At 42.0% G+C, this 18,027-nt stretch carries 19 protein-coding genes; 8 read left to right on the forward strand and 11 right to left on the reverse strand.

The features are described from left to right. Positions 1 to 67: 67 nt before the first annotated feature. Positions 68 to 1,576, forward strand: a complete 1,509-nt coding sequence (locus tag ACEE44_RS00715) for a phosphomannomutase/phosphoglucomutase (RefSeq protein ID WP_449170893.1) — start codon at positions 68 to 70, stop codon at positions 1,574 to 1,576. 62 nt (positions 1,577 to 1,638) lie between these two features. Here ACEE44_RS00715 and xerS read toward each other — a convergent pair whose 3' ends face one another. Continuing rightward, the gene (gene xerS, locus ACEE44_RS00720; protein ID WP_449170894.1) at positions 1,639 to 2,709 is read right to left on the reverse strand and encodes a tyrosine recombinase XerS; all 1,071 of its coding nucleotides are present in this window, start codon (positions 2,707 to 2,709) and stop codon (positions 1,639 to 1,641) included. Positions 2,710 to 2,952: 243 nt separating this feature from the next. Here xerS and ACEE44_RS00725 point away from each other — a divergent pair, with 243 nt between their 5' ends. Next, a complete protein-coding gene (locus ACEE44_RS00725) occupies positions 2,953 to 3,387 on the forward strand; it encodes a GNAT family N-acetyltransferase (protein ID WP_449170895.1) in 435 nt (144 codons plus the stop codon). Positions 3,388 to 3,420: 33 nt separating this feature from the next. Here the strand turns inward: ACEE44_RS00725 and ACEE44_RS00730 are convergent, their stop codons facing one another. The 4 genes from ACEE44_RS00730 to ACEE44_RS00745 all read right to left on the reverse strand — a co-directional run bounded on the left by ACEE44_RS00730 (position 3,421) and on the right by ACEE44_RS00745 (position 7,016). Next, on the reverse strand, positions 3,421 to 4,086 hold the full coding sequence (locus tag ACEE44_RS00730; RefSeq protein WP_449170896.1) for a SatD family protein: 666 nt from the start codon (positions 4,084 to 4,086) through the stop codon (positions 3,421 to 3,423). Between the two features lie 194 nt (positions 4,087 to 4,280). Further along, on the reverse strand, positions 4,281 to 5,855 hold the full coding sequence (gene ffh, locus ACEE44_RS00735; protein WP_105210453.1) for a signal recognition particle protein: 1,575 nt from the start codon (positions 5,853 to 5,855) through the stop codon (positions 4,281 to 4,283). 12 nt (positions 5,856 to 5,867) lie between these two features. Further along, positions 5,868 to 6,200 carry a putative DNA-binding protein gene (locus tag ACEE44_RS00740; RefSeq protein WP_002943217.1) on the reverse strand — a complete coding sequence of 111 codons (333 nt, stop codon included), beginning with the start codon at positions 6,198 to 6,200 and terminating at the stop codon, positions 5,868 to 5,870. A gap of 117 nt (positions 6,201 to 6,317) precedes the next feature. Next, entirely contained in the window at positions 6,318 to 7,016 is a 699-nt protein-coding gene (locus ACEE44_RS00745) for a UTRA domain-containing protein (protein ID WP_172050424.1), read from the reverse strand. A gap of 273 nt (positions 7,017 to 7,289) precedes the next feature. On the opposite strand from ACEE44_RS00745, the gene guaA reads away from it, so the two are divergent. The 6 genes from guaA to ACEE44_RS00775 all read left to right on the forward strand — a co-directional run bounded on the left by guaA (position 7,290) and on the right by ACEE44_RS00775 (position 13,063). After that, on the forward strand, positions 7,290 to 8,840 hold the full coding sequence (guaA, locus tag ACEE44_RS00750; protein ID WP_449170897.1) for a glutamine-hydrolyzing GMP synthase: 1,551 nt from the start codon (positions 7,290 to 7,292) through the stop codon (positions 8,838 to 8,840). A 353-nt stretch (positions 8,841 to 9,193) separates the two neighbouring features. Then, complete coding sequence (locus tag ACEE44_RS00755) at positions 9,194 to 9,652, forward strand: hypothetical protein (RefSeq protein WP_449170898.1); 459 nt, start codon at positions 9,194 to 9,196, stop codon at positions 9,650 to 9,652. A gap of 11 nt (positions 9,653 to 9,663) precedes the next feature. After that, positions 9,664 to 9,966 carry a hypothetical protein gene (locus ACEE44_RS00760; protein ID WP_449170899.1) on the forward strand — a complete coding sequence of 101 codons (303 nt, stop codon included), beginning with the start codon at positions 9,664 to 9,666 and terminating at the stop codon, positions 9,964 to 9,966. Positions 9,967 to 10,030: 64 nt separating this feature from the next. After that, positions 10,031 to 11,260 carry an MFS transporter gene (locus ACEE44_RS00765; RefSeq protein WP_449170900.1) on the forward strand — a complete coding sequence of 410 codons (1,230 nt, stop codon included), beginning with the start codon at positions 10,031 to 10,033 and terminating at the stop codon, positions 11,258 to 11,260. 6 nt (positions 11,261 to 11,266) lie between these two features. Then, complete coding sequence (locus ACEE44_RS00770) at positions 11,267 to 12,088, forward strand: glycerophosphodiester phosphodiesterase family protein (protein WP_449170901.1); 822 nt, start codon at positions 11,267 to 11,269, stop codon at positions 12,086 to 12,088. Between the two features lie 117 nt (positions 12,089 to 12,205). Then, positions 12,206 to 13,063, forward strand: coding sequence for a hypothetical protein (locus ACEE44_RS00775; RefSeq protein WP_449170999.1), 858 nt, complete (start codon positions 12,206 to 12,208; stop codon positions 13,061 to 13,063). A gap of 51 nt (positions 13,064 to 13,114) precedes the next feature. On the opposite strand, the gene ACEE44_RS00780 is transcribed toward ACEE44_RS00775, so the two are convergent. From ACEE44_RS00780 to ACEE44_RS00805, 6 genes are all read right to left on the reverse strand, one after another. Further along, a complete protein-coding gene (locus ACEE44_RS00780; RefSeq protein ID WP_449170902.1) occupies positions 13,115 to 13,885 on the reverse strand; it encodes a DUF6287 domain-containing protein in 771 nt (256 codons plus the stop codon). Positions 13,886 to 13,894: 9 nt separating this feature from the next. Next, positions 13,895 to 14,650 carry an SDR family NAD(P)-dependent oxidoreductase gene (locus ACEE44_RS00785; RefSeq protein ID WP_449170903.1) on the reverse strand — a complete coding sequence of 252 codons (756 nt, stop codon included), beginning with the start codon at positions 14,648 to 14,650 and terminating at the stop codon, positions 13,895 to 13,897. A gap of 83 nt (positions 14,651 to 14,733) precedes the next feature. Then, a complete protein-coding gene (locus ACEE44_RS00790; protein WP_449170904.1) occupies positions 14,734 to 15,333 on the reverse strand; it encodes a lysozyme family protein in 600 nt (199 codons plus the stop codon). Continuing rightward, complete coding sequence (locus ACEE44_RS00795; RefSeq protein WP_449170905.1) at positions 15,334 to 16,308, reverse strand: nucleoid-associated protein; 975 nt, start codon at positions 16,306 to 16,308, stop codon at positions 15,334 to 15,336. After that, on the reverse strand, positions 16,308 to 17,567 hold the full coding sequence (gene glyA, locus ACEE44_RS00800; protein WP_449170906.1) for a serine hydroxymethyltransferase: 1,260 nt from the start codon (positions 17,565 to 17,567) through the stop codon (positions 16,308 to 16,310). The genes ACEE44_RS00795 and glyA overlap by 1 nt, the downstream gene beginning before the upstream one ends. Before the next feature lie 13 nt (positions 17,568 to 17,580). After that, on the reverse strand, positions 17,581 to 17,973 hold the full coding sequence (locus ACEE44_RS00805; RefSeq protein ID WP_449170907.1) for a GNAT family N-acetyltransferase: 393 nt from the start codon (positions 17,971 to 17,973) through the stop codon (positions 17,581 to 17,583). Positions 17,974 to 18,027: the final 54 nt, after the last annotated feature.

The following is an 18,027-nucleotide window of genomic DNA, read 5'->3' on the forward strand; positions in this document are numbered from 1 at the left end:
CTTTTTTCATTTTGAAACTGCCTTAAAAATATGATATACTAAATTTAGTTTGAATTAGGAGGTTACTATGTCCCATCATCACGCCTTACAAAACGGATCGGATATTCGCGGGATTGCGATTACAACGGACGAATATGCCGTCAATCTCACGCCACAAGCCACCAAGGAAATCGTCCGTGGCCTGATTCATTGGCTAACTCAGAAGCCAAAACTGGCTCAAGCCTATCAAAACGGACAACTCAAGATTGGTATCGGCCGAGACAGCCGCCTCAGCGGTCCAGACTTGGTTGCTGCCTTTAAAGAAGAAGCTGTTCGTCTGGGCGTTCAGCTGATTGATTTTGGCATGGCCACCACGCCAGCCCTTTTCATGAGCACCCAGTACCCTCAGTTCAAGTGCCACGCTGGTGTCATGATCACTGCCAGCCACCTGCCCTATTACTTCAACGGCATTAAGATTTTTTCGGAAAATGGCGGAGCAGAACATGAAGATATCGACTTCATCCTCTCGCATAGTGAAGACTTGCCAGCTTCTTCCCTTGGAAGTGTCACCAGTGCAGACCTGATTACGCCTTATGCCCAAGATCTGGTTGATAAAATTCGTACCGCCTGTGGTGGACAAGAAAAACCACTGACAGGTCTGAATATCATCGTCGATGCTGGAAACGGTGCAGGCGGATTTTTTGCTGAGAAAGTGTTGGCAGAATTGGGAGCAGATACCACAGGCTCACAATTCCTAGACCCAGACGGAACCTTCCCAAATCACGTTCCAAACCCTGATAACAAGGAAGCTATGGAAAGCATTCGTCAGGCTGTCTTGAAGCAAGGTGCAGACCTAGGCATTATCTTTGATACCGACGTTGACCGTGCCGCCCTGGTCACCAAGTCAGGTCAAATTCTCAATCGTAACAACCTGATTGCCGTTCTCAGCCAGATTGTCCTAGCTGAACATCCAGGAACCAGCATTGTGACCAATTCCCCAACAACTGAACACCTTAAAGTCTTTATAGAAAGCCTGGGCGGTAAACAAATACGCTATATCTCAGGCTATCGCAACGTGATTAACCGTGCTATTTTAGCAAACCAAGAGGGAGTTGATTGCCAGTTGGCTATCGAAACCTCAGGTCACGCTGCCTTTAAAGAAAATTACTTCCTCGATGACGGAACCTATGTAGCGGCTAAGATTCTCATGCTCTTACCCAAACTGCAAGCGGAAGGCAAGTCCTTGGACGACTTGATTGCCCAGCTTAAACAACCGCTGGAAACCCAAGAAGTGCGGTTCAAACTAGAAGCTACAGATTATCGAGCACTTGGTGAACAGGTCATTGCTAACCTCCGCCAAACCAGCCTCGAAGGCTTTGCTTTTAACCCAGAAAACGAAGAAGGAGTGCGGTTTGACCTGACTGAGCCTTATGGTGACGGCTGGCTCTTGCTCCGTATGAGCCTTCACGAGCCACTCTTAGTCTTGCAGGTGGAAAACGACCATACTGGTTATATTCCTGCCGTTTTACGAACTCTCTCAGCCTTTTTGGACCAGTACCCAGCTGTCAATCAGGAAAAGTTGAAAGAATTGCTATAATTGAAAACACGAGTAAGTTTGAACTTACTCGTGTTGTTTTACATAATTTATATTACGTAAAATCATAATTTATCCAGAGCATTTTTCTGCTCATCGTTGACGATATGGGTGTAGAGGTCGGTGACCTGGGTATTGGCATGCCCCAGCTGATGACTGACTAGAACTTGCGACTTGGTGGCGTCGTAGAGGCGAGTTGCCAATGTATGACGGAGTTTGTGGGGGGTTACGCGTATCTTGAAGTCCGCAGAATATTTCGCAACCATTTTTTCAATAGAAGAAGCGTCGATACGATTGGGCAGACCACGGTATTCGGACAGGAAGAAGGCTGTATCTGTTTTTTCAGCCTTGTAGCGTTGCTGACGGATGCTCATATAGGTTTCCAGATAGGGCTTAGCAAACCCAGCCACATTGACCGAGTCCCGCTTACCCCCTTTACGGGTTACTTCGATAATCATCATATTGAGATTTACATCTCGAAGATCCAAATTCACCGCTTCTGACAGACGGACGCCAGAAGCCAAGAGAAGCGCCAGAATCGCCAAATCCCGCTCCTTATTTTTCTGGAAGGAGGAGAGGGCACGGTTGGAAAGCTTGACCTGGTATTCCTTATCTACATAGTCCAAAAACTCCATCGTTTCATCGCCCAAAAATAGCTTTTGCTTGATGTTCTCCGCCCTAGCCGCCAAGGTTTCCTTCTTCTTCTTGGTGGACACCTTCTTCATGACATTGCGGTAGAAGTAGGGCTCGCCCTGCTCATTTTCCACTTCTTCGGTTAAATACTTGAAGAGACTAGAAAGAGCCGACAGGGTACGGTTAATGGTGGTCTGTGACACACCATTCTGCGTGGTATTCGCGTTCAGCAGGGGACGCTCCCGCAGATAAAGAATAAAAGCCTCCATATCTTTTTTTGTCAAATGTTCCAGAACATCTAATGGAATGTCAGCGATTCGTTCCACAGACACCAAATCTGAATCCTGTAACCACTCAAAAAAACGACGGTATTCTTTCAAGTATTCATATAAGGTAGTAAAACTGTAAGGCACAGCCAATTTTGACTGATAATATTCCAGAACAAACCAAGGCATAATTTCTTTTAGTTGATCAATTTTTTCCAATAATAACTCGCGACGCATGTATTTCTCCTGATTTTAGTTTACTAGTTTGAAAAGTACAAAATAATACGCCTTAGAAAATCCAGTTTTCCCAAGAATAATGTACATTTTTTGAGAAAAAGTTTTTTCAGTTTTGACTATAAGTAGTATAGCATAACCGCATATAACTTTCAAGAAAATTATAGTTTTTCGGAAAGATGTATGTAGGGAAATTTAGTTAATAAAAAATATGATATAATATAAACAAATACGAAAGGATGTTTTATGTTAGATTTTGTTCCTATCAGTCCTGATAATTGGCGAGTTCCGTTATCTGTTTCTCCTGACCAAGCGGAGTTTGTCGCCGATAAGGTAACAACCTTGGCACGTGCCTTTGCTTATCGAATGTTTGATAGTCAGGCTTATTTGATTTACCAGCAAGATTGTCCGATTGGCTTGATTTTATACCATGATTTTCCTGAACGACAAGCCTATCTCATCTCTGAATTCTTTATTGATACGAATTTCCAGCGACAAGGTTTGGGTCGTCAGGCTATGACACAGTTGCTGGAAAAATTCCGCTCAGAAAGAAAATTTTCAGCTGTCCAGCTCTGCATTTTATCTCAAAACACCCCAGCCAAAGCCTTGTATCAATCGCTTGGCTTTGTTGAAACGGGCGAATATGATGAAGATGAAATTATATTGCGATTAGAATTCTAAAAAAATTACACAATATAAATTATGTAAACATAATTAGCTTCTTTGACTGAGCTGCAGGATTAAATCCATAGCTGTTTTTCGATTTCGGAAATAAAGTTTTATTCCACTAGACTTCAAGCGTTTGGTAAAGGCGCTTTGGCTGAGTTTCATCTTCTCGGAAATTGGCTTTTGCTTAAATTCTTCCTGATAGATTTTATTGCTGATTAAGAATTCAAACAAGTCTGTTTGTGAACTATTCCAAGTAGCTTTGATAAAATCACTTGAAGTAAGTAAAGGATTGATAACACGGTCAATTTGCTTGTATTCAGAAGAAAAAGCAACTAGGCTACTACCATAGTCATCCTTATCTTGAATGACCTTTATCGCTTTCTGTGCTTCCCAATAAGCAGGTCCATCCACTCCAATGCTTTGTTTTGGGTCGATGACTGTCAAAATTTTCCCCAGACCAATTCCAAATTTAATTTCTAGCTGATCACGAAAAGCCAGTTGAATTTGGTCAATCATCAAAAATATATGAGGGTTAGGCTTGCATAGGGCTTGAAATTCATCTCCCTTTGTAAGGGTAAATGGCGATGCCAAGTTCTGGGAAAAAGAATAATTGATACTATGCAGCTGCTGTTTTAGACCTTCTATAGTGTTTGAACGCTGGGAAACCTGTTTTGAATGGATAATATTTCCTATTATTGCGATATAATTCATGACTTGTCCTTTGATTATCGTTATTTTTCTATTTTAACGGACATTGCCTAAAATGTCGAGTATGAGGGACTTTTTTAAAACTTTCCTTTATAACGGAAATTCAGACTGCAAAATAGCGCTCTTTTCTACCATCCTACTCCTATTTTCTATTGCTAAAACTTAACCACTTCGAACAAAAAAGTAAAAAGAAGAGATTATTTTCTCTTCTTTTTGGCTTTCTTGATTTTATTGGCTTGGCGTTTCATGGCTTGTTTCATAGCAAACTCACCAATTTTACCTTTCAAACCGCCTCCAAACATTTGGGACATATCTGGCATACCAGCTCCTCCCATCAGTTGGCTCATATCAGGCATTCCTGCACCGCCCATCATGTCTTCAAGAGCAGACATATCCATACCATTCATATTTGGCATATTTTTAGGAAGATTATTTGGGTTAATCCCCATTTGTTTCATCATCTTGCTCATATCACCAGACATGACACCTTGCATCATTGTTTTGGCTTGGTTGAAATCTTTGATAAATTTATTAACTTCTACAAAGCTATTTCCTGAACCGTTAGCAATACGACGGCGACGGCTAGGTGTTAACAAGTCAGGATTTTCACGTTCAGCTGGTGTCATAGAGGATACAATTGCTCGTTTTCGTGCAATTTCTCGCTCGTCAACTTTTAAGTTGGCAAGAGCTGGGTTGCCAGCCATACCTGGAATCATCTTCAGCAGGTCTTCCATTGGTCCCATATTTTGAACTTGGTCCAGCTGATCGATGAAATCGTTGAAATCAAAGGTATTCTCACGCATTTTTTCAGCGAGTTCCAATGATTTCTTCTCGTCGTATTCTTTGCTGGCTTTTTCAATCAAGGTCAGCATGTCACCCATACCTAAGATACGAGAAGACATACGGTCTGGGTGGAAGGTTTCAATATCTGTGATTTTTTCACCAGTACCGGTGAATTTGATTGGCTGACCAGTAATGTGACGGACAGACAGGGCAGCACCACCACGTGTATCACCGTCAATCTTGGTCAAAATCACACCAGTAATAGCCAGTTGATCATTGAACTCACGCGCAACGTTGGCAGCTTCCTGACCAATCATGGCATCAACAACCAAGAGAATTTCATTTGGTTGGGCAAAATCTTTGATTTCTCTCAATTCGGCCATGAGAGCTTGGTCAATCTGCAAACGACCGGCCGTATCAATCAAGACATAGTCATTATGATTGGCTTTGGCTTGCTCCAAACCTTGGCGTACAATCTCCAGGGCAGGGACTTGATTACCCAACTCGAATACAGGTACATCAATTTGCTGACCTAGGGTTTTCAACTGGTCAATGGCAGCTGGACGATAAATATCGGCCGCAATCAAGAGAGGACGAGCATTCTCTTCCTGCTTGAGTTTATTGGCCAACTTACCTGTAAAGGTCGTTTTACCAGCCCCCTGCAAACCAGCCATCATAATGATAGTTGGAATTTTTGGTGACTTGATAATGTCTGAAGTTTCAGAACCCAATACAGCCGTCAATTCTTCATCAACGATTTTGATGATTTGTTGAGCAGGGTTCAAGGTTTCAATGACTTCGTGTCCGATAGCACGTTCACGTACCTTCTTGATGAAATCTTTAACAACTGGCAAGGCAACGTCGGCTTCTAGTAAGGCTAGACGGATTTCCTTGGTTGCTTCCTGAATATCACTCTCAGAAATTTTTCCCTTACGACGCAGATTTTTAAAGACACTCTGCAAACGTTCTGTTAAGCTTTCAAAAGCCATGTACTTCTCCTCTTACTCTCTATTATCAATACTGGTTAGAATAGCGATTTTTTCCTTCAAATAAGAATCCTCAGGATACTTATTCAGCATCTCATCGAAAATCTGACTACGCACTACATAGTCAGAATACATATGCAGCTTCATCTCATAATCTTCCAGCAATTTTTCTGTTCGTTTAATATTGTCATATACCGCCTGACGGCTAACTTGAAATTCCTCAGCAATCTCAGCCAAGCTATAATCATCTGCATAATATAGCTCAATGTAGTTCATTTGCTTATCTGTCAGCAAGGCTGCATAGAATTCAAACAAGGCGTTCATTCGGTTGGTTTTTTCAATTTCCATAAGCTTTATTATATCAAAAATTCCGTCTTAAATAAATAGAAACATCTGCTTCCGTATCTAGAAAACAGACGTTGTTTACATAATTTATATTATGTCATAAAATAGAGCATAGAGCTACTAATTATTCTCCAGATAAAACTCGAACCGTTCACCAACATACTGGCTATTGACATACTCAAAGGCTTGTCCGTCTTCCAGATAAGAAACCTGTCTTAAAGCTAGAATAGCTTGATTTTTCGAAATTTCTAAATATTTGGCGACCTTTTCATTAGCCAGTCGGGCAAAAATGGTTTGTTTACTTGTTCCAATCCGATAGCCATTATCAATAAGGGTTTTGAAGAAATGGTTAGTCACATCTTCCTTGGGAACGTTCTTAATCAAGCGTTCGGGAATGCTGGCTACCTCATAGACCACAGGGACATTATCAGCATAGCGAACCCGCTCCATCCGAATAACGTATTCCCCCTTACCTAAAGCAAGTTGCTCAACTTCTTTCTCATTTGGTTTGGTACGAGTATAAGACAACAACTGACTGCTCGGCATTTTCCCTTGGAGTTGTACCAATTCAGTAAAAGAGGTTGTTCCACGCATCTTTTCTTGGACCCGAGTGTTTGCCACATAGGTTCCTGAACCCACCTTACGTTGAAGAACCCCTTCTTCGACCAGCAGGGTAATGCCCTGGCGCAAGGTCATGCGTGAAACGCCAAACTCGTCAGCCAAATCTCGCTCGCTTGGCAAACGCTGTCCAACCGCCCAAACTCCCTTGTCAATCTGTTCTTTTAATTTATCATGAATGGTAATGTATGCTGCTTTCATCTGTCTAGCCTTTCTTGCTTCTAGTTTACCAAAATATCGTGATTTTGACTAATCTAGACCGATTTTTATCTGTAAAAATCTCGCAGACAAACAATCTGCACCCTTTCCCTATAACAAACTCAGTAAAATCTAGAAAAAGACGAACGCTTGTTTTCTAAAAAACTTCCATAGTTTGCAAAACAGATATTTGACAATTATAGTTTGGAAAATGTTCGTTTTTATGATAAAATAAGGAACAGTATTTGAATTATTTTCAAAATGAAAGGGAAAAACATGACAAAACAAGATGTCCAAAAAATTATTGTATTGGATTATGGAAGTCAATACAATCAGCTCATCTCACGTCGCATTCGTGAATTTGGTGTCTTTTCAGAATTGAAAAATCACAAAATTACTGCTGAAGAAGTTCGTGCCATCAATCCGATCGGTATCGTTCTTTCAGGTGGTCCAAACTCTGTTTATGCTGAAAATGCCTTCGATATTGACCCAGAAATCTTTGAATTAGGTATTCCAATCTTGGGGATTTGTTACGGCATGCAGCTGATTACTCACAAATTGGGTGGTAAGGTTGTTCCTGCTGGTGAGGCTGGAAACCGTGAATATGGTCAATCAAATCTTCAACTGAAGGCTGAATCAGCTCTGTTTGCTGGCACACCAGAAGAACAGCTTGTACTCATGAGCCACGGGGATGCTGTAACTGAAATTCCTGCTGACTTCCACTTGGTTGGTCTTTCTGCTGACTGCCCTTACGCAGCCATTGAAAACACAGAACGCCGTATCTACGGTATTCAGTTCCACCCAGAAGTTCGTCATTCGGTTTATGGAAATGATATTTTGAAAAACTTCGCATTTGGTATCTGTGGTGCTAAGGGCGACTGGACAATGGAAAATTTCATTGAAACAGAAATCGAAAAAATCCGTCAAACAGTCGGTGACAAGAAAGTCTTGCTTGGTTTGTCAGGTGGTGTTGATTCATCAGTTGTTGGTGTCCTACTTCAACGTGCTATCGGCGATCAATTGACCTGTATCTTTGTTGACCACGGTCTTCTTCGTAAGAATGAAGGCGATCAGGTTATGGAGATGTTGGGCGGCAAGTTCGGTCTAAATATCATTCGCGTTGATGCTGCTAAGCGTTTCTTAGACCTACTTGCTGGCGTATCTGACCCTGAGAAGAAACGTAAAATCATCGGTAATGAATTCGTTTACGTATTTGACGACGAAGCAAGCAAGTTGACTGATGTTGAATTCCTAGCGCAAGGAACACTTTATACTGATATTATCGAGTCAGGAACGGATACTGCTGAGACAATCAAATCTCACCACAACGTTGGTGGTCTGCCAGAAGATATGCAGTTCAAGTTGATTGAACCGCTCAATACTCTCTTTAAAGATGAAGTTCGTGCCCTCGGTACTGCTCTTGGTATGCCGGATGAGGTTGTGTGGCGGCAGCCATTCCCAGGACCAGGCCTTGCCATTCGTGTCATGGGTGAAATCACAGAAGAAAAACTTCAAACTGTCCGTGAATCTGACGCTATCTTGCGGGAGGAAATTGCAAAAGCAGGTCTTGACCGCGATGTATGGCAATATTTCACAGTCAATACTGGTGTCCGCTCTGTAGGTGTTATGGGTGACGGTCGAACCTACGACTACACTATTGCCATCCGTGCCATCACTTCTGTTGACGGAATGACTGCTGACTTTGCCAAACTACCATGGGAAGTCCTACAGAAAATCTCCGTCCGCATCGTAAACGAAGTTGACCACGTCAACCGCATCGTCTATGACATCACAAGTAAACCACCAGCAACAGTTGAGTGGGAGTAAAACAGTCTGGGGATAGACTGTTTTACCCGACACCTGAAAACAAGAAAGTGTCGCAAGCCTGGGGATAGGCTCTATCAGCCGGTCCATCAAGACTAATTTAGCCGATGCCTAAAAATGCAAGAGCATCGTTGTCTAGGGTTAGACTGTTTTACCCGACGCTTGAAAACAAGAAAGCGTCGCAAGCCTGGGGATAGACTCTATCAGCCAGTCCATCAAGACTGTTTTAGCCGATGCCTTGAAGCACCCGTAGAAACTCACTTTCTGCGGGCTTTTTGCGACTAAATTTTCCCTACTTTTACTTGCTTCCATTATTTCTATATGATACTATATAGACATAGATAGGAGAAGTTCTTATGCAGAAAAAATGGAAATTTCTAGTTATTGGTTTCTTTTTCATGATTGGAGTTGCTGGTCTTGGTCTTCACTGGTTTGGTCAGGAGCAAACTCGCTTACTAAATGAGCAGTTAAAACCCTTGAATTTGCAAATCAATGCTGATACTGGAACCAAGATTGATGCTATTGGTGGTCCGCAACATCCGAGGATTATTGGATTTTTTCAGAAAGACCAGACCACTGCTATCAGCCAGCGGATTACAGCTGCTTCTGAAGAGGTAGCGAAAACAGCCAGTCCAGATGGTTTGACCCATAAAGAATGGATTGTTCTCTATCCTCAAACTCGTAACAGTTCTTTTACAAATGCATCTGCCTACGCTCTTATGAAAACCACTATCAAGGCAGATTGGTTGCAAGTCACATCTAGCCCAGAGGAAGAACTGGAAGTCTTTTATGAAAAAACGATGAGAGTCTACTAACCTTACAAGATTTGATTGCGGATAAAGAAAAGTTTCGTGAACAGCTAGATCAGGTTTTGGCTAGCTCTCCTGCACAAACAGAAGATGCCAAAAAAGTCCATGAAGAACTCCTCAAAACATTTGCTGTAGAAGATTGGTCGGATATTTCATTTGCCTACGAGCAGGAGAGTTTGGAATTGCCACAAGCCATCATTTCCATGTCTGTCTTTGTGGAGAGTTTGAACGACACCTACTTTTCAGACCAGACCTTGGCAGCATTTCGAGCTCAGGCACATGCAGACACTTCTTCTGTTACCACAATCTATTACCCCTAACTTGTAACCTCTAGCCCAGCCTTCCAGTCCTTAGTCGGTTGGGCTTTTTAGAAAGGAAAATGACATGAAGCTTGACTACAAACGCACCATTTACATCGGTATGGCTTTTTTGGGTATTTCTGCTTTTTGGCAGCTATATGATGTCATCATCCCCTTGATTTTGGAGAATCAGTTCGCTCTAGATAAGACCTGGACGGGTCTGGTCATGTCCTTGGACAATATCCTCTCCCTCTTTCTCCTTCCCTTCTTTGGAGCCATTTCAGATCGGCTGGATTGCAAGTACGGCCGTCGGCTTCCCTTTGTCTTTGTTGGGACAGTCTTATCCATCATCGGTCTGCTACTGCTCCCCTATGCGACCAACCAGCACTCCTTCTGGCTCTTTAACCTGGGCTTGGGAATTGTTTTGCTGGCCATGTCCATTTCCCGTGCACCTGCCGTGGCCCTCATGCCTGACCTGACACCTAAAGAATTGCGGAGCAAGGCCAATGCTGTTATCAATCTCATGGGGGCGGTCGGAGCCATTTTTGCCCTCTTGGCCATTCGGTTTCTGGTCGGCAAGTCTGACCAACCTGACTATACTGATGTTTTCTTGGCTGTTGCAGGCATCTTGCTGGTCAGCTTTGCAATTTTACACTGGAAAATCAAGGAAGAGACCATGAGGGTGGAGGAGGTTTCGGAGGCAATAGCAGAGCAGGTCAGTCATGAACTTCCAAGGGAAGTCAAGCGGTCCCTTCTCTGCTTGCTAGCATCTATCTTCCTCTGGTTTATGGCCTACAATGGCATCACAACAGCTTTTTCCCGTTATGCTATCGCGGTCTGGGATATGTCTGCTGGTGAGGTAGCCACTTCACTAATGGTCGCTACCATTGTCGCTATTATCAGCTACATTCCGTCAGGTTTTGTGGGAACAGTTTTGGGACGAAAAAAGGCCATTCTCATCGGCATCTGCTTGGTTTCGATAACCTACGGACTGGGGATTGTCTTTACCAGCTTTTCGCCCCTTGTCTATCTGTCCTTTGCTATTATGGGTATGGGCTGGGCTTTTATCAATGTTAATTCATTACCCATGCTGGTGGAGATGAGTCATCACTCGGATGTTGGCAAATACACTGGTATGTATTATACTGCTTCTATGGCTGCTCAGATTGTAACACCGATTTTGTCAGGCTTTCTTATGCAGTCACTTGGTTTTAAGATACTCTTTCCCTATGCCCTTATCTTCTCTCTTCTTTCCCTCGGAACAATGAGCTTGGTGCTGCATGGGGACAGCAAGCTTGAAAAAGAAAGGCTGTAATGGATTATGATGTATTGGTTACTGGGCATTCTTGTATTTCTGCTTGGCTTGTTTTTCTATTTGTTGGCTCCGCGGAGGAAGGTTGTTGATTTTCATCCTTTTCTAAACTGGGATTATGCCCACCGTGGTTTTCATGATAATGCGGGACTAGCACCTGAAAACAGCCTGCTGGCTATTCAGTTAGCGGTTGAGAAGGGCTACGGGATTGAGTTTGATATTCGTTTGTCCAAAGACGGTCAACTGGTCGTCTTTCATGACGAAACCCTCAAGCGAACCTCTGGGATTGACCAAAACATTGAGGAATTGACCTATGAGGAGTTGCTAGCTTATAGTTTGTTCAACAGTCAAGAGAGGATTCCCCTACTGTCGCAAGTCCTCTCAGAAGTGGCGGGACGTGTGCCCTTGATTGTGGAGCTCAAGTCGGAAGGCATGGAAGTGGCGGATTTATGCCGTCGGACCATAGCAGAGCTGGATGTTTATGAGGGATTGTTTATGGTGGAGTCCTTTAATCCCTTGGTGGTGGCCTATTTCAGAAAGCACCGTCCAACCTATATCCGTGGCCAACTTTCTGGCAATCTAGGAGATAGAAAGGGTATTATTTATATCGCAGTTCGCTATTTGCTTTCCAATGTACTGGCTCGACCAGACTTTGTGGCTTATGACCATCTCTATCAAAACAATCTTAGCTTGCAACTGCTGAAGTCAGTCTTTGGTATTCCCATTGTCTGCTACACGGTCAAAAGTCCAGAAGAATATGAAAAGAACAAATCTATGTTTGATCTGCAAATATTTGAAGGTTTTGATCCTAACAAGCTGACCAGCAATTAGAAATAATATACAAGTCCATCCCCTACTATCCTTCTAGTAGGGATAGATTTTATATCTTTGTTTAACGAATTAAACTTTTCTCTGGAATTGAAAACTATTTTTTGCTATACTTGTCTTATGAAAACACTAACGCTTGGAAAATTGCTAGAATTACCCTCGTTTCACCACTTTTACACCCTGCCAATTCGAAAAAGTACAGAAGTTTCTGGGAATTATATTCTTGTTTTTGAGCAGGATAAGCAAGCAGTATTTGTTGATGTGAATAGTGAAGCTGGTCACACTCATGAGGCACGTTTTGCCAGTCACTTTCACAAAGACAATCTTTTGGTTGGTTTGGGGGCTGTTCCTGTTAGCGCCTGGCCTACTTGCCAAATCCTTACCGTAAAGAAAAATAGCAATCAGAGAGGGATTGCCCTTGCTAACCTAGTTGAACACTACGGAGACCTATCTATTTTTAAGCAAATGGCAGAGCAGTATCGACAGCGTGAACGTTCTACTATTTATGACCCCTACCGCTATTCCTATACCATTGATGAGAAAAAATTAGAGGCTTCAGCTACCTTAAACATTGTCCCGCGTAAAGAATACGAGAAGATACGAGATTTTCACCCCTTTCTTCAAACAAATAGGGGGAATGTTTATGCTGTACCATGTCACTATCAGGATAAACAACGAAATAAAGAAACCAAAATTTATATTATGGGCTGGTATTTCTACGAAAAACAATTAAAAATTTCTTGGAAACCATCCCACTCTCGAAAAAGTAGATGGCGTTCTTCCCTTGTTTCAGTTGATAAACTGTCCGAACGCTACTTTTTCCAAGGGGAACTCTATAAGAAAGGGTCCTTTCCTATATTCTTAGACAATCTCACCATACAAAACAAAAGCTACCAAAAACGCCTAGACACCGAATTCGCAGCCTTCATCAGTATCATTGAAAAACAGAAACAGGCCGCAAAACTGCGCATAAAATAAGGCTAAGCCTAATGATCCCAGCCTTATTTTTAGAGTTGATGTCACTATCCCCTATGGTTGATAGACAATCTGATAATTGGCATTAACAATCACACCATTTTGATAAACAGAATAGTGGGTATTGTCATTTCCTTCTAAAACATTATATGGAATAGCTTCAGTCCGTGTGTAATTTCCCTCGATGACACGCCAATTATTCTCACCAAGGATAGAATTAGCGTATTCTATGGTCTTGGGACCACTTTCTAGCTGAATACCAGTTTCTGTATTCTTGAGGGGATCTATACCCTCGCTAGCAGTGTTGCTGACACGGTAAAAAGCATCTATATCCAGTTCTGCTGCTCCAACCTTTGTCAAAATGCGATCCCGTGTTGTATCCGTTGGGTCAGTTCCAGCAGCATAAAGTGATTGACTAAGCAAGGTGTCTTTAGGCACCATCATCAAACTAACTTCGCCAATACTCTTATCAATGTAGCCTGTTTCAAAAATTCCGTCTGTAATTTTTCCACGACCTAGTAAATTCTGACTTTCAGCCACCAAGCCTTTCATATTAAATACTAGGGTTTCACCACGACTGTTTTGCCAGGTCCCAATAAGGCTGTCATAATTTCCCTGCATGAGAGAATCGATGTCCATGGAAAGAATGGTGGCAGCTTCCGCCACACTTGACGAACTGGTATCGCTACTGCTCGAAGAACTAGAGGTGTTTGTAGTTGAACTACTTGACGGCTCAGAACCTGCTTGATTAGTACTAGGACTGCAAGCTACAAGGGTTGTCAATGTCAGAATACTTGCTAAAAGGATAGAATAGTTCTTTTTCATACGGTCCTCCTATTCTCTATGGATGGTAAAGCCAGTGGCCTGCTTAGTCGCCATAATGGTCATATCTGAAATCTGCACATGTCCCGGCTGGTTTGCCACAAAAAGGGCACAAGACGCAATATCCTCAGCCTGTAAGGCCTCAATGCCCTTGTAAACTCCAGCCGCTCTGTCTGTATCGCCATGGAAACGAACCTGGCTAAAATCAGTTTCAACAATACCAGGTTGCAGGGTTGTGACCTTGATATTTTTATCGATTGTATCAATCCGAATACCATCTGACAGCACCTTAACCGCTGATTTTGTAGCCGCATAAACCGCAGCGCCCGCATAGGCATAAATTCCAGCAGTAGAGCCGATATTGATAAGATGTCCCTCATTATGTTCAACCATTTGAGGTAAAATCTGGCGTGTAACAGTTAACAAGCCCTTTACATTGGTATCTATCATGGTCATCATGTCTGCCAGGTCATAGTCTTGAAATTTATCCAAGCCCAAGGCTAAACCTGCATTGTTCACCAAGATATGAACTTGCCCCACTTCTTGTAATATCTGTTGGCAAGAAGCAATAACTTGGTCATTTTGTGTAACATCAAATGAATAAACGTAAACCTGTACATCATAATTTTTCTCAATATCACATTTTATTTCATTTAATTTATCGTTTCTGCGTCCAGTAATGATGACATTGTCACCATTCTTAGCGAAAGCGTAGGCGATTGCTTTGCCAATGCCACTGGTCGCACCAGTAATCATACAATTTCTCATTCTAACATTCCTCATTCTGTCTATACAATTATTATATCATTTTTACCAGGAAAAGAAAAACAACCAAGAAATTTTCTCGATTGTTAAAAAATATTCATCAACCGCATTAGGTGCATATTAAAACGAACCTGTCTAGCATAGTAAATATTTCCACCATTTACATAAAGTTTACCACCATGCAAGAGGGCTATCGGGTGATAATAGGTGTAAGTCTCACCGCTTGTATTGCCAAGGCTGGGAGCTACCACTGTCTTGGAATACTCTTGAGCTAAAGCAAGGGTATGTTCACCACCATTTTCCGCCACAAAATCAATATAGGCAGGTCCAAAATTGTAGGCTTGAACAGCGGTCCAGACTTCAACTCCCTTTTCCTCTGCTAAACGTAAATTCTCTGATAAATAGATTACGCCCTGACGGATACTCTCTTTACTATCAGTAATCGTATTGGTATAGCCCGTTGCAGATTCACTAGACTGCATAACATCCGCTTCTCGTCCCTTAGTTTCTGTGTAAATCATCGCCAAAACCAGTTCTTCATTGGCAGCCGTATCATTCTCAGCTAGAACTTCTTGAACCATAGTCTGATAGGTCATCACTTGTTTGACATCTTGATAGATCTGGAAGGTCTTTACAAGGAGAAAAGCAAGGGCGATAAGGCTAATCGCTCTTATTAGTTTCTTCATTTACTTACTCTTTATATCTTCAATATTTTTGATAAGAATGGAATAGGTTCCATTATCATTTTGGATAAACTCTACGGATTCAGCATCTTCATAAACTGCATTAGGAACGATCAGTTCAATACCATTTGAAAGGGATAATTTTTGGTTTTCAAACTTCTTTAGCTGACGACTGCTGTCAATCTCGTCGAAGGAAATCTTATCTGGAATAACTTCTTTGAGCTGGTCAACAAAGTTCAAACGGGCAGTCAGATTATTATCGAATAGTTGGTCAGCCAATTTTTCAGGAGAAAGTTCATTGTCTTCTTCCAAATGGTTGAAAATAGCTGACTTGACCTTTGATTGAAATTGGAAATCACCTTGATGGAAATTATCAGCAATTTTTTGAGCTGTCTGTTCTACTGCCTTGATCGATTTCTTTGCAGAAATGGCTGGCGTGACCTGCAGGAGATTGTCTGAAAAGTAATGGAGAAAGGCTCCATTGTGTTTAATTCTTTTCTCAATCAAATGATACTTTCGCGTTTGAAGATTGACAATCAAAGCCTCATCTGGAGCCGACCCTGCCCCTGGTAAATTATTTTGAGTGATTTTTAGCGGGCTATCACTTTCTGAACCAACGTGAGCAAGGTTTTCACGCAAGGCGATCCTTAGAAAGGCGAAATGCTCCACACCATTTCGTTCAAACTCGATAAAGATTAAATCATTGGTCTTGAGATTTTCAGAAATGGAAAATTCTTCTTTCCAGAGACCAGCAATTTTGACAGAATTGGTCAGTAAATCTTCTTGTAAGTATTCAAGAAAAGGATTGTCTGCTTCAAATTGTCCAGTTTTTGCTTCATCAGAAAAAACACGTTCGATTTTCTTGCGCAAGTATTCTTCTATTTTCGGACTGACAGTCAAAAGCTGGTCAGCAAGGACCAGCTTAGTGTCGTCAGGACTAAATTGATGTATAATAGCTTTTTTTACAAATATATCCATTATAAACCTTCGTAAAGTGGGAAGCGGTCTGTCAAAGCACGTACTTCTTGACGAACTTCTTCTAGAACGGCTTCATTTTCTGCATTTTCAAGGGCTTTGATTGTCAATTCAGCAACCTTACGCGCTTCTTCCACTCCAAAACCGCGAGCTGTAATGGCTGCGGAGCCAATACGGATACCGCTTGTTTTGAATGGTGAGAGTTTTTCGTAAGGAATTGAGTTTTTATTTAGGGTGATATTGACTTCATCCAATAGATGTTGTGCAACCTTACCGTTCTCAACAACTTTTGTCACATCTATCAAGAAGAGATGGTTGTCTGTGCCACCTGTGATGACCTTGAAATTAGGATTAGCAAGGAAAACTTCTGCCATCGCCTTGCTGTTGTCAATAATTTTTTGAGCGTAATCTTTAAAGGCAGGGTCTAAAACTTCTTTGAAGGACACAGCTTTTGCAGCAATAACATGCTCAAGTGGACCACCTTGAATACCAGGGAAGATGGCTGAGTTGATTTTCTTGATGAGAGCTTCATCATTGGTCAAAATCAAACCACCACGAGGTCCACGAAGGGTTTTGTGGGTTGTTGTAGTTGTGATATGAGCGTGGGGAACTGGGTTTGGATGGAGACCAGCAGCTACAAGACCAGCAATATGGGCCATGTCCACCATCAATTTAGCACCAACTGCATCTGCAATTTCACGGAATTTTGCGAAATCAATGGTACGGGCATAAGCTGAAGCACCTGCGACAATCAATTTTGGCTGCACTTCTTTGGCTTGCTCTAAAATCGCATCGTAATCCAGCAAACCAGTCTCTTCATCTACATTGTAAGCAACGAAGTTATAGGTTTGTCCAGAGAAGCTAACTGCAGCACCGTGAGTCAAGTGACCACCTGCTGACAAGTCCATCCCCATAACTGTATCGCCTGGTTCAATCAAGGCCATGTAAGCGGCACAGTTGGCTTGGCTACCTGAGTGTGGCTGAACGTTGGCATACTCAGCACCAAAGATTTCTTTTGCACGTTCAATGGCAAGACTTTCGATGACGTCGACGCATTCTGTACCACCATAGTAACGACAGCCTGGATATCCTTCAGCGTATTTGTTGGTCAAAATAGAACCTTGAGCAGCCATAACTGCTTTAGAAACAACGTTTTCAGACGCGATCAACTCGATATTATTTTGTTGGCGTTTTTCTTCAGCTTGAATAGCTTCCCAAACTTCTTTGTCGAAATCTTTGTAGTCAACTTTGTCAAAAATCATATGCGGTACTCCTTTATAAGTGCTTGATAAAGCGATATTGTAATTTGTCAGATTCATATCTCAAATGCTCATAAAAACGATGGGCTTGTTTACGGTGTTCAGCTGAATTGAGGCGAATGAAAGATAATCCTTTGTCTATAGCTAGCTTTTCAACTGCTTGCAACAACTTTGAACCAATTCCCTTGCCTTGGCATTCTGAAAGAACAGCTAATCCTAGAATATTAAGACCACGATTTGAATACAGACTTTCATAGATTTGGGCATGAATGTAGCCTGATACTTGACCGGTTTCATGGTCCTCAAAAACCAAGATAGTATGTCCATTAGTCTCTGAACAACGTGCAAATTGTATTTCTGTTTGCTCAAGAAGGACATCGTAGCCCAAGACTTGTGCATTTATCGTCATTTAGTTTTTCTTTTATTACTTCGTTAACTCGCCTTGCCTAACTCCAGTTATGCC

It is taken from the genome of Streptococcus sp. 32226D021BW (genome assembly GCF_053545015.1).

Excerpts from the sequence above, each read along its gene's own strand:
- ACEE44_RS00715 (WP_449170893.1), top strand. The coding sequence starts at position 68 with ATGTCCCATCATCACGCCTTACAAAACGGATCGGATATTCGCGGGATT.
- xerS (WP_449170894.1), bottom strand. The coding sequence starts at position 2,709 with ATGCGTCGCGAGTTATTATTGGAAAAAATTGATCAACTAAAAGAAATT.
- ACEE44_RS00725 (WP_449170895.1), top strand. The coding sequence starts at position 2,953 with ATGTTAGATTTTGTTCCTATCAGTCCTGATAATTGGCGAGTTCCGTTA.
- ACEE44_RS00730 (WP_449170896.1), bottom strand. The coding sequence starts at position 4,086 with ATGAATTATATCGCAATAATAGGAAATATTATCCATTCAAAACAGGTT.
- ffh (WP_105210453.1), bottom strand. The coding sequence starts at position 5,855 with ATGGCTTTTGAAAGCTTAACAGAACGTTTGCAGAGTGTCTTTAAAAAT.
- ACEE44_RS00740 (WP_002943217.1), bottom strand. The coding sequence starts at position 6,200 with ATGGAAATTGAAAAAACCAACCGAATGAACGCCTTGTTTGAATTCTAT.
- ACEE44_RS00745 (WP_172050424.1), bottom strand. The coding sequence starts at position 7,016 with ATGAAAGCAGCATACATTACCATTCATGATAAATTAAAAGAACAGATT.
- guaA (WP_449170897.1), top strand. The coding sequence starts at position 7,290 with ATGACAAAACAAGATGTCCAAAAAATTATTGTATTGGATTATGGAAGT.
- ACEE44_RS00755 (WP_449170898.1), top strand. The coding sequence starts at position 9,194 with ATGCAGAAAAAATGGAAATTTCTAGTTATTGGTTTCTTTTTCATGATT.
- ACEE44_RS00765 (WP_449170900.1), top strand. The coding sequence starts at position 10,031 with ATGAAGCTTGACTACAAACGCACCATTTACATCGGTATGGCTTTTTTG.
- ACEE44_RS00770 (WP_449170901.1), top strand. The coding sequence starts at position 11,267 with ATGATGTATTGGTTACTGGGCATTCTTGTATTTCTGCTTGGCTTGTTT.
- ACEE44_RS00775 (WP_449170999.1), top strand. The coding sequence starts at position 12,206 with ATGAAAACACTAACGCTTGGAAAATTGCTAGAATTACCCTCGTTTCAC.
- ACEE44_RS00780 (WP_449170902.1), bottom strand. The coding sequence starts at position 13,885 with ATGAAAAAGAACTATTCTATCCTTTTAGCAAGTATTCTGACATTGACA.
- ACEE44_RS00785 (WP_449170903.1), bottom strand. The coding sequence starts at position 14,650 with ATGAGAAATTGTATGATTACTGGTGCGACCAGTGGCATTGGCAAAGCA.
- ACEE44_RS00790 (WP_449170904.1), bottom strand. The coding sequence starts at position 15,333 with ATGAAGAAACTAATAAGAGCGATTAGCCTTATCGCCCTTGCTTTTCTC.
- ACEE44_RS00795 (WP_449170905.1), bottom strand. The coding sequence starts at position 16,308 with ATGGATATATTTGTAAAAAAAGCTATTATACATCAATTTAGTCCTGAC.
- glyA (WP_449170906.1), bottom strand. The coding sequence starts at position 17,567 with ATGATTTTTGACAAAGTTGACTACAAAGATTTCGACAAAGAAGTTTGG.
- ACEE44_RS00805 (WP_449170907.1), bottom strand. The coding sequence starts at position 17,973 with ATGACGATAAATGCACAAGTCTTGGGCTACGATGTCCTTCTTGAGCAA.